The organism is Ramlibacter pinisoli (assembly GCF_009758015.1).
GTDB lineage: Bacteria > Pseudomonadota > Gammaproteobacteria > Burkholderiales > Burkholderiaceae_C > Ramlibacter > Ramlibacter pinisoli.
Window position 1 is genome coordinate 1,044,174 of sequence record NZ_WSEL01000009.1, and the last position, 12,329, is coordinate 1,056,502.

Annotated in this window: 12 protein-coding genes; 9 read left to right on the forward strand and 3 right to left on the reverse strand. The window is 68.8% G+C overall.

Translation table 11 applies throughout. From position 1 onward, the window contains the following. Window positions 1-30: 30 nt before the first annotated feature. Complete coding sequence (locus GON04_RS19380; protein ID WP_157399652.1) at window positions 31-936, reverse strand: glycine reductase; 906 nt, start codon at window positions 934-936, stop codon at window positions 31-33. Between the two features lie 98 nt (window positions 937-1,034). Between GON04_RS19380 and GON04_RS19385 the strand changes: the two genes are divergently transcribed. Continuing rightward, window positions 1,035-1,946, forward strand: coding sequence for a glutaminase (locus GON04_RS19385; RefSeq protein ID WP_157399653.1), 912 nt, complete (start codon window positions 1,035-1,037; stop codon window positions 1,944-1,946). 68 nt (window positions 1,947-2,014) lie between these two features. Here the strand turns inward: GON04_RS19385 and gdhA are convergent, their stop codons facing one another. Together gdhA and gcvA are read right to left on the reverse strand one after the other, a co-directional pair. Next, a complete protein-coding gene (gene gdhA / locus GON04_RS19390; protein WP_157399654.1) occupies window positions 2,015-3,358 on the reverse strand; it encodes an NADP-specific glutamate dehydrogenase in 1,344 nt (447 codons plus the stop codon). 91 nt (window positions 3,359-3,449) lie between these two features. Then, window positions 3,450-4,349: a transcriptional regulator GcvA gene (gene gcvA / locus GON04_RS19395; protein ID WP_157399655.1), complete on the reverse strand. Its 900-nt coding sequence runs from the start codon at window positions 4,347-4,349 to the stop codon at window positions 3,450-3,452. Between the two features lie 129 nt (window positions 4,350-4,478). Between gcvA and GON04_RS19400 the strand changes: the two genes are divergently transcribed. The 8 genes from GON04_RS19400 (at window position 4,479) to GON04_RS19435 (ending at window position 12,289) form a co-directional block, all read left to right on the forward strand. Continuing rightward, window positions 4,479-5,294, forward strand: a complete 816-nt coding sequence (locus tag GON04_RS19400; protein WP_157399656.1) for a class II aldolase/adducin family protein — start codon at window positions 4,479-4,481, stop codon at window positions 5,292-5,294. 21 nt (window positions 5,295-5,315) lie between these two features. After that, a complete protein-coding gene (locus tag GON04_RS19405) occupies window positions 5,316-6,188 on the forward strand; it encodes an amidohydrolase family protein (protein WP_157399657.1) in 873 nt (290 codons plus the stop codon). 76 nt (window positions 6,189-6,264) lie between these two features. Next, window positions 6,265-7,227 (forward strand): tripartite tricarboxylate transporter substrate-binding protein, encoded by a 963-nt coding sequence (locus tag GON04_RS19410; protein ID WP_157399658.1) that lies wholly within the window; start codon window positions 6,265-6,267, stop codon window positions 7,225-7,227. 178 nt (window positions 7,228-7,405) lie between these two features. Beyond that, window positions 7,406-8,200: an ABC transporter ATP-binding protein gene (locus tag GON04_RS19415; protein ID WP_370530013.1), complete on the forward strand. Its 795-nt coding sequence runs from the start codon at window positions 7,406-7,408 to the stop codon at window positions 8,198-8,200. After that, on the forward strand, window positions 8,197-9,081 hold the full coding sequence (locus GON04_RS19420; RefSeq protein WP_157399659.1) for a branched-chain amino acid ABC transporter permease: 885 nt from the start codon (window positions 8,197-8,199) through the stop codon (window positions 9,079-9,081). Before GON04_RS19415 ends, GON04_RS19420 begins: the two co-directional genes overlap by 4 nt. Continuing rightward, complete coding sequence (locus GON04_RS19425; protein ID WP_157399660.1) at window positions 9,082-10,122, forward strand: branched-chain amino acid ABC transporter permease; 1,041 nt, start codon at window positions 9,082-9,084, stop codon at window positions 10,120-10,122. Window positions 10,123-10,151: 29 nt separating this feature from the next. Beyond that, window positions 10,152-11,345 carry an ABC transporter substrate-binding protein gene (locus GON04_RS19430; protein WP_157399661.1) on the forward strand — a complete coding sequence of 398 codons (1,194 nt, stop codon included), beginning with the start codon at window positions 10,152-10,154 and terminating at the stop codon, window positions 11,343-11,345. Between the two features lie 104 nt (window positions 11,346-11,449). Beyond that, window positions 11,450-12,289, forward strand: a complete 840-nt coding sequence (locus GON04_RS19435; protein WP_157399662.1) for an ABC transporter ATP-binding protein — start codon at window positions 11,450-11,452, stop codon at window positions 12,287-12,289. The last annotated feature ends 40 nt before the right edge of the window (window positions 12,290-12,329 follow it).

The window sequence follows — 12,329 nt, forward strand, 5'->3', positions numbered from 1 at the left end:
GTTGCGCCACCGCCCCCGTCGCCAGCTTTCCTATCGCCTCTCCGCGCCGAGGTCTCGCCGGGCGCGGGCCGTCTCCTTGCCCGCGTCGAAGTCGGCCCGCAACCGCGCGAGTTCGGCGGGCGATGCACGCTCGGGGTTGCAGTAGTCCGGCTTCCAATCGGCGGACACGCTCCAGCGTTGCGGTGACTGCACCGTCGTGCGGGGTCCGGTCGCCGTCTGCAGCAGATCGAGAGCCAGGGCGAGCGTCGCCTCCTGGGACGTGCCATCGTGCGGCTTGCCCGCCGCATTGCCCAGGGGAAAGTCCGAGAACAGCAGGCGCGGCACGCCGACGTGCTCCACGATGTCCAGCGCGCACCCCATGATCACGGTGGCGATCCCCGCAGCCTCCAGGGCCCGCGCCGTGAGGCTCAAGGTCTGGTGGCACACGGGACAGTTCGGCACCAGCACCGCCGCATCGACGCCATCCTCCAGGCAGCGTTGCAGGATGACGGGCACGTCCACTTCCACCGTGTGCCGCTGGCTGCGGTTGGTCGGCGCACCGTGGCAGCGGGCCGCCAGCTGGAATCGGCCCTGTTGCGCCCATCGGCGCATGAGCGGCAGCGGGAACCAGCAGTTGCTGTCCTCCATGGAGGCGTGCTGGCGGTCGATGGCCACGTGCGAGATGCGCAGGTCGTGGTCACGCGCCGTGTCCAGGCTGTACGGGGTGAAGAACTTCGCTGCCGCGTTGTAGGGTGCCCCCGGCCCCTGCGCGCCGTTGCCCGGCTGGTAGGGTGCGGCCGTGGTGACCAGCGTGAGGACGCAGTCGCGAAGTGGCCTGGCGAGGGGCTGGAACGGGACATCCTCGAAATGCGCATACCGGTACGGGTTGCCGTAGCCGAGCGCCGCGTACCACTCGCGCGTGCGCTGCATGTAGGGGATCGGCCGGTCGGTGTCCATCGCCCTTGTCCTCGTCCTTCCTGCATTCTGCACGCAGGCCTGGGATCGCGTAGTCGTCCTGGACTTCCCTCCTCGATGGGACGGTCCACAATGCCGCCATGCCATTCCAATCTCTGCTGGATGAGATCGTCGCCACGCTGCGCCCGGAATTGGGTCGGGCGGGGGAGGTGGCCAGCTACATCCCTGCGCTGGCGAGGGTCCCCGCCGCGCGCCTCGGCATGGCACTGCGCACTTGCGATGGCGAGGAGGCCTTTGCCGGCGACAGCGCCGTGCCGTTCTCGATCCAGAGCATCTCCAAGCTGTTCATGCTGACGCTTGCCATGCGTGGTCTCGGCGAGGCGCTGTGGGAGCGCATCGGTCGCGAGCCCTCGGGCAATGCATTCAATTCACTGGTGCAGCTCGAGTCCGAGCACGGTCTTCCGCGCAACCCGTTCATCAATGCGGGGGCGATCGCGGTCGCGGATCGGCTCGTCAGCATGTTCGACGCCAAGGCTGAAGTGCTGGCTCTGCTGTCCAGCCTGTGCGGCGAAGCGGTCGACTTCGACAAGGAAGTTGCGACGTCCGAGGCCACCACGGGATTCCGCAATGTGGCTCTCGCCAACTTCATGAAGAGCTTTGGCCGGATCGACAACGATGTTGCCGACGTGCTCGACGTGTACTTCCACTGTTGCGCCATCCGCATGAACTGCCTGCAGCTGGCGCGCGCCGCGGGTTTCCTGTGCCAGGACGGACGGCATCCGTACACGGGCGAGCAGGTCCTCACCGAGCGCCAGGCGCGACGCGTCAACGCATTGATGTTGACGTGCGGCACCTACGATGCGGCAGGAGAGTTCGCTTTCCGGATCGGCTTGCCCTGCAAGAGTGGCGTCGGCGGCGGCATCGTGGCCGTGGTGCCCGATCGCCTCGCCTTGTGCGTGTGGTCGCCAGCCCTGGAGCCCAGCGGGAACTCGCTGCTGGGCATCCAGGCGCTGGAGCTGTTCGCCACCAGGACCGGGCTCTCGATCTTCTGACGCGGATCGAGCCTAGGGTCCCCCAGGCGCTTGCGCAGCATCGGCTGCACAAGCGCTTCCCGACTACGTCAGGTCAGGCCCTGGGCCAGCATCGCGTCGGCCACCCTGACGAAGCCGGCGATGTTCGCGCCCTGCACGTAGCTGACCTTGCCGTCGGGCTGCGCCCCGTGCTGCACGCAGGCGGCGTGGATGCCCTGCATGATCTGCAGCAGGCGGGCGTCCACTTCCTCGCGCGGCCACGACAGGCGCGCCGCGTTCTGGCTCATTTCCAGGCCGGAGGTGGCCACCCCGCCGGCGTTGCTGGCCTTGCCGGGCGCGTACAGCACGCCCGCGCCCTCGAACACCTTGATGGCTTCCAGCGTCGACGGCATGTTCGCGCCTTCGGCCACGCACAGCACGCCGTTCTTCACCAGCGTGCGCGCGTCCTCGCCGTCCAGTTCGTTCTGGGTGGCGCAAGGCAGGGCGATGTCCACCGGCACGTTCCAGGGCCTGGCGCCGCGCAGGAACCTGGCGTGGGTGCGCTCGGCGTAATCCGACACGCGGCCGTAGTGGTGGTTCTTCACGTCCATCAGCACCGCCAGCTTCTCGGCGGTGAAGCCGTTCTCCTCGACGATGGTGCCGCTGGAGTCGGACACGGTGACCACCTTGGCACCCAGCGCCATGGCCTTCTCCACGGCGTACTGCGCCACGTTGCCCGAGCCGGACACGGCGACGCGCATGCCGTCGAAACTCTTGCCCTGGCGCTTGAGCATCTCCTGCGCGAAGTACACCGTGCCGTAGCCGGTGGCCTCGGGGCGGATCAGCGAGCCGCCGAAGGACAGGCCCTTGCCCGTGAACACGCAGTCGGAGCGGTTGGTCAGCTTCTTGACCATGCCGGCGATGTAGCCGACCTCGCGGCCGCCCACGCCGATGTCGCCCGCCGGCACGTCGGTGTCGGCGCCCACGTGGCGGAACAGTTCCGTGGCGAAGGCCTGGCAGAAGCGCATGACCTCGCCCGGGCTCCTGCCCTTGGGATCGAAGTCGCAGCCGCCCTTGCCGCCGCCCATGGGCAGCGTGGTCAGCGCGTTCTTGAAGGTCTGCTCGAAGGCCAGGAACTTCAGGATCGACAGGTTGACCGACGGATGGAAGCGAAGGCCGCCCTTGTACGGGCCGATGGCCATGCTGTGCTGGATGCGGTAGCCGCGGTTGACGCGCACGCTACCGTGGTCGTCGACCCACGTGATGCGGAACATGATCACGCGCTCGGGCTCGACCAGGCGCTCCAGCAGGGCGTGTTCGGCGTAGCGCGGGTGCTTCTCGATGAAGGGCCACAGGCTGTGCATCACCTCGGTGACGGCCTGCAGGTATTCCGGCTGCTGGGGATTGCGGACGGCGACGTCGGACAGGAAGCCGTCCAAGGTCTGGTGGTGCATGGCGTACTGATTCATGGTTAACGGGGCCGCCATTGTCACCGATTGGACCTACATCAACCCGGTGGTTGCTGCGTCGGCAGGGTCACCGCGCTCATGACGGCACGGCTCCCCTGGTCCGCGCCAGCAGCCACTGGCGGAAGCAGGCGATCTTCGCTTCATCGGCGCGCGCTTCCGGGCAGACCAGGTGGTAGCCCCGCCGGCGCCGCAGCACCAGCGGGTGCGGCGCCACCAGCCTGCCCTGGGCCAGGTCCTTTTCTAGGTAGCGCAGCTGCCCGAGTGCGACACCGAGACCTTCGGTCGCGCACTGGTAGATGACGCTGAGATCCTCGTAGTACATGTCGCCGACCGCCACGTCGCGGGTGACGCCCGCGGCGCGCATCCAGTCGGGCCAGTGCTGGAGTCGACGGTTGGAGTGCAGCAGCGGCAATTGCAGCAATGCCTCGGCGGTGCACGGCGTCGGGAGCTGCGCCGCCAGTGTCGGGGCCATCACGGGCGTGAGTTCGTCCGTGAACAGCAGGTCGTTGCGCAGGCCGGGCCAGGGCCCGTCGCCATAGATGATGCCCACGTCCGCGGCATCGCGCGTGAAGTCGACGCCTTCGACGCTCGCCGTTAGCCGCACGTTGATGTCCTGGTGCGCGGACTGGAATGCGGGCAGCAACGGGATGAGCCAGCGCACGAACAGGGTCGTGTGGCCCCGCACGGTCAGCACCTGCTTGGCCCCCGTGCTCACCAGTTCCTGGGTGGCACGCAAGATCTGCGCGAAGGCACCGCCCAGCGCCGCCGCGTAGGTCTCGCCGCCCCCGGTCAGGCGCAAGCGCCGCGAGCTCCTGTCGAACAACTCGAACCCGAGCCAGTCTTCCAGCACCTTGACCTGGTGGCTCACGGCACCTTGCGTGATGTGCAGTTCCTGCGCCGCCTTCGTGAAGCTGAGGTGGCGCGCGGCGCATTCGAAGACCCGCAGTGGGTTCAGGGGCGGCAGCTGGGGATTCATTAGATTTTTCGATCCGAAGATGACGAATTCTCGCTCGCCGGCTCGATGACCCCTTCCTATCATCGCCGCCAGACGCTAATCCGGGCGCGCATTGTCAGGCGCGGCCGCACAGGGACATTAGATTTAATGATGAATGGATCGGGTGTGCAGACGACGACCGCATATGGCACCAACTTCGTGTCGCTGAGGGACGAGGTGCCCGAGGCCGAATGGCAGGCGCGCAAGGAACTGGCGGCGTGCTACCGGCTGATGGACCGGTTCGGCATGACCGACATGATCTACAACCACATCACGGCGAGGGTTCCGGCCAGCCAGGATCGGCTGCTGATCAACCTCTACGGGCTGCTGTACAAGGAGATCACGGCATCGAGCCTGGTGGAGATCGACCTCGACGGCGCCGTCTGCCGCAAGCCGGAGACCGGGTACGGCATCAACAAGTCCGGCTACGTGATCCACGGCTGCATCCACCGTGCGCGTCCGGACGTGCACTGCATCATCCATACCCACACACGCGCCGGCATGGCGGTGGCGGCCATGCGTTGCGGCCTGCTGCCCCTCACGCAGACCGCCTCGCGGTTCCACGGCCACATCGCGTACCACGACTTCGAGGGGCCGGCCATCGACCTGGCCGAGCAGCAACGCCTGGTGGCCGACCTCGGATCGCACAACGCGATGATCCTTCGCAACCATGGCCTGCTGGTCTGCGGCGCCTCCGTTCCGCAGGCTTTCAACCTGATGTACCAGCTCGAGATGGCATGCCGTGCGCAGGTGGACGCCATGTCCGCGGGGATCGGGCAGGTGCTGGTGCCGCCCGGTGCCGTCCTGGACCGCGCGGCACACCTGTACCAGCCCGGCACGCGCCGGCCCTATGGCGAGCTGGAGTGGCATGCCATGCTGCGCCTGCTCGAGGCCGAGCCGGGCGGCTTTCCCTCCTATGCGAGCTGAGGGGCGGACGACGACTTGCCCATGACCGCCGTTCCCGCCCCGCTCCCCGCAGGTGCCTGCGACTGCCATGTCCACGTGTTCGGCCCCGCGGCGTCGTATCCGTTTGCCCCCGCTCGCGCCTACACGCCGGCCGACGCGCCACTGTTCGCGCTGCGCGCGCTGCATCGCCGCCTGGGCATGGCCCGCACCGTCATCGTCCAGCCCAGTCCGTACGGCTCCGACAACGCCTGCCTGCTCGATGCGCTGGCGCAGCTGGGGGACGCTGCCCGGGGCGTGGCGGTGATCGACGACACGATCTCGGGCGAGGCGCTGGCCGCCATGCACGCGGCCGGCGTGCGCGGCGTGCGCGTCAACCTGGAAACCGCCGGCGAGCACGACCCCGCAGTGGCTGGCCGCCGGTTGATGGCCGCGGCCCGGCGCGTCGCGCCCCTGGGCTGGCACGTGCAGACGTACACCAGCCTGGCGACCCTGGCCGCACTGGCCGGCCTGTTGCCCGACCTGCCCACGACGCTGGTGATCGACCACTTCGGGCGCGCGCAGGCCGACCTGGGAACGTCGCAGGCCGGCTTCGACAAGCTGCTGTCGGCGCTTGCTTCGGGACGTGTGTACGTGAAGCTGTCCGCGCCGTACCGCATCTCGCGCGCGCCTGGCTACGCGGACGTTGCTCCGCTCGCGCAGGCCCTCATCGACGCCAATCCGGACCGCGTGCTGTGGGGAACGGACTGGCCGCATCCGGGAACGGCGGCGGGTGTCGCGCTCCGGCCCGAGGGCATCACGCCATTCCGGGACGAGGACAACGCGCGGGCGCTGGCGCGCTGCCTGTCGTGGGCCGGTACGGCCGAGCGCGTCCGCAAGCTCCTCGTCGACAACCCGGCGCGGCTGTACATGTTCTGACCTGCCCGCCAGGCGCCTGGCGGGTGCCCCCATGCGCGAGAAGCGACGCCATCGCGCGCCACAACAGGAGACTCTCGTGAATTCCATTCGACGTGTGCTGGCCGCCCTGGCCATTGGCGCCACCTGCGCAGGTGGCACCGCCCTGGCAAGCGATGCCTGGCCCGCCAAACCGATCCGTATCGTGGTGCCCACGGCCGCCGGTGGCACCGTGGACATCGTGACCCGCCTGGTGGCCAAGGGGTTGGCCGAGGACCTGCGGCAACCCGTCATCGTCGACAACAAGCCCAGTGCCAGCGGCCTGATCGCTTCGCGGGAGGTTGCCCACGCCCAGCCGGACGGCTACACCTTGCTGGCGGTCGCCAACACCTTCGTCTCCGCCCCCGCGTTCGTCCCGCAGGCCGGCTACGACCCCATCAAGGACTTCGAGCCGGTGACGCAGCTGTGCCAGATCCCCATGGTGCTGGTGGTCAATCCCACCGTGCCGGAGCGATCGGTCCAGGCGCTGATCGAACGCGCCAAGGCGCATCCTGGCGAAGTGTCCTTCGCATCCTCCGGCACCGGGTCCACCGGCTACATCGCGGCCGAACTCTTCAGCCGAAGGGCAGGCATCAAGATGCTGAGCGTTTCGTACAAGGGCAACAGCCAGGCGCTGGTCGACGTGGTGGGCGGCCAGGTGATGACCATGTTCGACCAGGTCAGCACCTCGTGGAAGTATGTGCGCGGCAAGCAGCTGCATGCGCTGGCGGTCACCACGCCGACGCGATCGCCGCTGCTGCCCGAGGTGCCGACGGTCGCGGAGTCCGGGCTTCCCGGGTACGAAGACGTGACGTTCAACGCGATCCTCGCGCCCGCAGGAACGCCCGCGCCCATCGTTTCGCGCCTGCATGCGGCCATTGCCAAGGTGCTGGCGCGGCCCGCGCTGCGGGAGCAACTGTCAGCCCAGGGCATCGAGGTCAAGAGCAGCGAGACCCCGCAGGCCTTCGGTGAGTACCTGCGCAGCGCTGCGAGCAAGTACCGTGGCATTGCGCAGGCTCAATAACGCCTGAACCTGGTCGACCAGCCCTGCCGGCGTGCGCACCCGGGTAAGCCCTAGGCAACCAGTACCAACAACCTACTTCTAATTCGCCGAGGTTACCCACCAGTAGACACGCCGCCGCCCGCCGGCGAAGGAGACGACCCTGCTCCCTGCCGCGCCCGCGACCGCGCCCCTGCTGGAGGTGGACCGGCTCACGCTGTCCTTCGGCGGCGTCCGGGCGCTCGACGAGGTGTCGTTCTCGGTGGCGCCGGGCTCCATCACCTCGGTGATCGGCCCCAACGGCGCCGGCAAGACCTCGGTCTTCAACACCATCTCCGGCTTCTACCGGCCCGGCGGCGGGTCGGTGCGCTTCGCCGGCCAGGACATCACGCGGCTCGCGCCGCCGCGCCGCGCCGCGCTGGGCCTGGCGCGCACGTTCCAGAACATCGCGCTGTTCCGCGGCCTCACGGTGCTGGACAACATCAAGCTGGGGCGGCACTGCCACCTGAAGACCGGCGCGCTGGGCGCGCTGTTCTACTCGCCGGCCGCGCGCCACGAGGAGGAAGCGCTGCGCGAGGAGATCGAGGAACGCATCATCGATTTCCTCGAGATCGACCACATCCGCAAGGCGCCGGTCGGCGCCCTGCCCTACGGCCTGCAGAAGCGCGTGGAGCTGGCGCGGGCGCTCGCCATGAAGCCGCGCCTGCTGCTGCTGGACGAGCCGGTCGCCGGCATGAACCGCGAGGAGACCGAGGACATGGCGCGCTTCATCCTCGAGGTGCGGCGCGAGTGGGGCGTGACGGTGCTGATGGTGGAGCACGACATGGGCATGGTGATGGACCTGTCCGACCACGTTGCCGTCCTCAACTTCGGCAGGGTGATCGCGCAGGGGCTGCCCAAGGACGTGCAGGGCAACCCCGACGTCGTGAAGGCCTACCTGGGCTCGGGCGACGTGGCGCAACTGCGCGCGAGGTTCCGCGCGACGGTGGCTGCATGACCATCGACTGGTGGCTCCTGTTCGAGATCGTGCTGTCCGGCCTGGGGGCGGGCGGCCTGTACGCCCTCACCGGCCTGGCGTTCGTCACCATCTACAAGGCCACCCGGGTCGTCAACATCGCCATCGGCGAGATGCTGATGGTCGGCGCCTACCTGTTCTTCGCCTTCAGCGCCGGCCTGAATCTGCCCGTGTGGGCCGCCATCCTCGCGGCGCTGGTGGCCTCGGGCGCGTTCGGCGCGCTGGTCGAGCGCGTGATGATCCGGCCCATGCTCGGCGAGTCGCCGATCTCGTCGTTCATGGTGACGGTCGGCCTGGGCTCCATCCTGGTCGGCATCGTGGAACTGGTGTGGACCGCCGACCAGCAGCGCCTGCCGGAGTTCTTCCCGGCCGCGCCGGTGAAGATCGGCGACGCCATGCTGTCGTCCAAGGTGGTGTGGGGGTTCGCGGTGGCCGTGCTGCTGATCGGCGCCGTGCTGCTGGCCTTGCGCTTCTGGCGCGGCGGTGTCGCCCTGCGGGCCACTGCCTCGGACCAGCAGGCGGCCTACTCGATGGGCATCGACGTGCCGCGGGTGTTCTCGCTCGCCTGGGTCGGCGCCGCGATGATCGCCTGCGTCGCCGGCATCGTGGTCGGCTCCATCGGCGGGATCTCCTCCGTGATGGGCGTGTTCGGCCTGTCGGTGCTGGTGGTGGTGATCTTCGGCGGCCTCGACAGCGTGCTGGGCGCGCTGGTGGGCGGCCTGGTCGTCGGCATGGTCGAGGCCCTGGCGGGGTTCTACCTCGGCGGCGAGTACCGCCTGCTGGCCACCTTCCTGCTGCTGGTGCTGGTGCTGCTGGTGCGCCCCTACGGCCTGTTCGGCACCCACGAGATCGAGAGGCTGTAGATGCGCATCGGCACCGCCCGGCAGACCTACGCCGCCGACGCGGCGCTGTTCGACACGCCGACGCAGCGCGCCTGGCTCGCCGTGCTGGCCGTGGCGCTGCTGGGGTTCCCGTTCCTGGCCTCCGAGTACTGGCTGTACCTCGCCTGCCTGGTCGCCATCCACATCCTCAGTGCCACCGGGCTGAACATCCTCACCGGCTACACCGGCCTGGTCAGCCTGGGGCAGGCGGCGTTCATGGGCGTCGGCGCGTACACGGTCGCCATCCTGCAGCAGCGCTGGGGCGTGCCCTCGCTGCTGTCGCTGGCGGCCGCGGGCCTGGCCGCGCTGCTGCTGGGCCTGCTGGTCGGCCTGCCCTCGCTGCGCGTCAAGGGCCTGTACCTCGCGATCGCCACCATCGCGGCCGGCGTGCTGGCGCACTTCGCCTTCTCGCACTTCACCACGGTGACGGGCGGCTCGGCCGGCCTGACGGTCAGGCCGGCGTCGGTGCTGGGCATCGCGCTGGAAGACTCGTTCCGCTTCTACTGGCTGGTGCTGCCGCTCACGGCTGCCGGCCTGCTCGGGTCGGCCAACCTCCTGCGCACCCGCATCGGCCGTGCCTTCATCGCGATCCGCGACCGCGACATCTCGGCCGAGGTGCTGGGCATCCCGCTGCTGCGCTACAAGCTGCTCGCGTTCGCGATCTCCTCGTTCTACGCCGGCGTGGCCGGCGGCCTGTACGCCTTCTTCTTCCGCGCCATCACGCCGGAGACCTTCCCGCTGGTGCTGTCGATCTTCTTCCTGGCCGCGATCATCGTCGGCGGCCTGGGCACGGTGCTGGGCAGCATCCTGGGCGCGCTGTTCATGACGCTGGTTCCCGAGGTGCTCAAGTCCGTGATGGGCTGGCTGCCGCTGTCGGGCAACGCCACGCTCTACCTCTCGCCGGTGCGCACGATCGTGTTCGGCGCCCTGATCGTCCTGTTCCTCGTCTTCGAGCCGCTGGGCCTGGCCGAAGTGTGGCGGCGCGTGCGCCGCACGTTCCACCTGTGGCCCTTCCGCACCTGAGCCCGTTCCCGCCAACACCAGGAGACACCATGAAGACCAAGCGCCAGTTCCTCGCCACCACGGCCGCCGCGGCCGCCGCGGCCGCCGCCGCCACCCTGCCCGGCCGCGTGCTCGCGCAGGCCCGGCCCGCCGCGCAGGAGGACATCGTCCTCGGCGCCTCGGTTCCCATGACCGGCGTGTTCGCGTTCGCCGGCATCGGCATCGACGCCGGCATCAAGGACTACCTGGAGATCCTCAACGGCCAGGGCGGCATCAAGGGCCGCAAGGTGCGCTACGTGCCCGAGGACACCGGCTACAAGGTCGACCAGTCGCTGGCCGCGTTCAAGAAGATCACCGGCGGCAACAAGGTCAACCTGTACTACGCCGACTCCACCGGCTTCGTGAAGGCGGTCAATCCGGAAGTCGACCGCATGGGCAGCATCCTGATGACCGGCGCCTCGTTCGCGCGCGAGATCAGCAACGCCCAGAAGTACCCGATGCAGTTCATGGTGGGCCCCGACTACAGCGAGATGGTCGGCATCCTGCTGCAGTACATCGCCAAGGCCAAGCCGGGCGCCAAGGTCGCGATGGTCTATTCCGACACCGAGTTCGGCAAGGACCCCGTCGATGCCTACCGCGCCGACAGCAAGAAGCTGGGACTGAACCCGGTGCTGGAGATCGTCACGCCGCCCGGCAGCGTGGACGTGTCGACCGAGGTCATCAAGCTGCGCCGCGCCGACCCGGACTACACCATCTTCCACGGCTACGTGTCGGCCCCGATTCCCGAGTTCATCAACCAGGCGCGTGCGCAGGGCCTGAAGACCAGCTTCATGGGCACTTTCTGGACCATGGACAACAGCACGGTCATGAAGATGGGCCCGAATGCGGACGGCTTCATGGGCGTGATGCCCTACCGGTACTACTACGACACCGAGGGCAAGGCTCCGATGCTCGAGCGCATCCGCAAGATGCGCCCCGAGTACCAGAGCACGGCGTACATGCAGGGCTTCCTGGCCACCATGCTGCTGACAGAGGCGGCGCGCCGCTGCATCGAGGCGGGCAACGAGCTCAATGGCAAGAACCTCAAGACGGCGCTCAGCTCGATCCGCAACTTCGACACCGGCGGCATCATCGGCGTGCCGCTGTCGATCAAGGGCAACTCGATCCCGATCGGCCGCATCTACAAGGCCGACTTCAAGCAGCAGAAGATGCTGCCGGTTTCCGACTGGATCAGTCTGCAGTAAATGGCTCCCCCCCGAAGCGCCTCTGGCGCCTCCCCCTCGCGGGGGCGCCACCAGCGGCCCGGCACAGCCGGTTCCGCGGTGGCCCGCGCGAAGTCCCGCCCACCATGCGCGTAGACGTTCCGTCCAGCGGCGGCGCGACCCAGGACACGATCCTGGCCGTCAACAACATCGAGGTGGTCTACAACCACACGGTGCAGGTGCTGCGCGGGCTGTCGCTGGCGGTGCCGCGGGGCCAGGTGGTCGCGCTGCTGGGCAGCAACGGGGCAGGCAAGTCGACCACGCTGAAGGCCATCTCGCGCCTGCTCGAACTGCAGAACGGCGAGGTCACGCGCGGCGAGATCCGTTTCGACGGCGCCCCGGTGGCGCGGCGGCCGGCGCACCAGTTGGTGCGCGCGGGCCTGTTCCACGTGATGGAGGGCCGCCACGTGTTCGAGGACCTGACGGTCCACGAGAACCTGGTGGCCGCCACCTACGCGCTCACCGGCGAGCGCGCCGGCGCGGCCGACTTCGAATTGGTCTACGAGTACTTCCCGCGGCTGTACGAGCGGCGCAAGGGGCTGGCCGGCTACCTGTCCGGGGGCGAGCAGCAGATGCTGGCCATCGGCCGGGCCCTCATCGCGCGGCCCAAGCTGATGCTGCTGGACGAGCCCTCGCTGGGCCTGTCGCCGGTGCTGGTGGAGGAGATCTTCGCCATCATCGCCCGCATCAACGCCGAGCGCGGCGTCTCCATGCTGCTGGTCGAGCAGAACGCGTCCATCGCGCTGGCCGTGGCGCACTACGGCTACATCCTGGAGACGGGCAAGGTGGTGATCGACAACACCGCCGAGAAGCTGGCCGCCGACCCCGACGTGCGCGAGTTCTACCTCGGCGTCGGCAGCGAAGGCGGCGCCAGGAGCTTCCGCGACCTGAAGCACTACAAGCGGAGGAAGCGGTGGCTGTCGTGACGTCGCCCACCGCCGCCCTCCCCGCGCAGGCGGTGGCCGA

Coding starts and splice junctions, on each gene's coding strand:
- GON04_RS19380 (WP_157399652.1), bottom strand. CDS start 936: ATGGACACCGACCGGCCGATCCCCTACATGCAGCGCACGCGCGAGTGG.
- GON04_RS19385 (WP_157399653.1), top strand. CDS start 1,035: ATGCCATTCCAATCTCTGCTGGATGAGATCGTCGCCACGCTGCGCCCG.
- gdhA (WP_157399654.1), bottom strand. CDS start 3,358: ATGCACCACCAGACCTTGGACGGCTTCCTGTCCGACGTCGCCGTCCGC.
- gcvA (WP_157399655.1), bottom strand. CDS start 4,349: ATGAATCCCCAGCTGCCGCCCCTGAACCCACTGCGGGTCTTCGAATGC.
- GON04_RS19400 (WP_157399656.1), top strand. CDS start 4,479: ATGAATGGATCGGGTGTGCAGACGACGACCGCATATGGCACCAACTTC.
- GON04_RS19405 (WP_157399657.1), top strand. CDS start 5,316: ATGACCGCCGTTCCCGCCCCGCTCCCCGCAGGTGCCTGCGACTGCCAT.
- GON04_RS19420 (WP_157399659.1), top strand. CDS start 8,197: ATGACCATCGACTGGTGGCTCCTGTTCGAGATCGTGCTGTCCGGCCTG.
- GON04_RS19425 (WP_157399660.1), top strand. CDS start 9,082: ATGCGCATCGGCACCGCCCGGCAGACCTACGCCGCCGACGCGGCGCTG.
- GON04_RS19430 (WP_157399661.1), top strand. CDS start 10,152: ATGAAGACCAAGCGCCAGTTCCTCGCCACCACGGCCGCCGCGGCCGCC.
- GON04_RS19435 (WP_157399662.1), top strand. CDS start 11,450: ATGCGCGTAGACGTTCCGTCCAGCGGCGGCGCGACCCAGGACACGATC.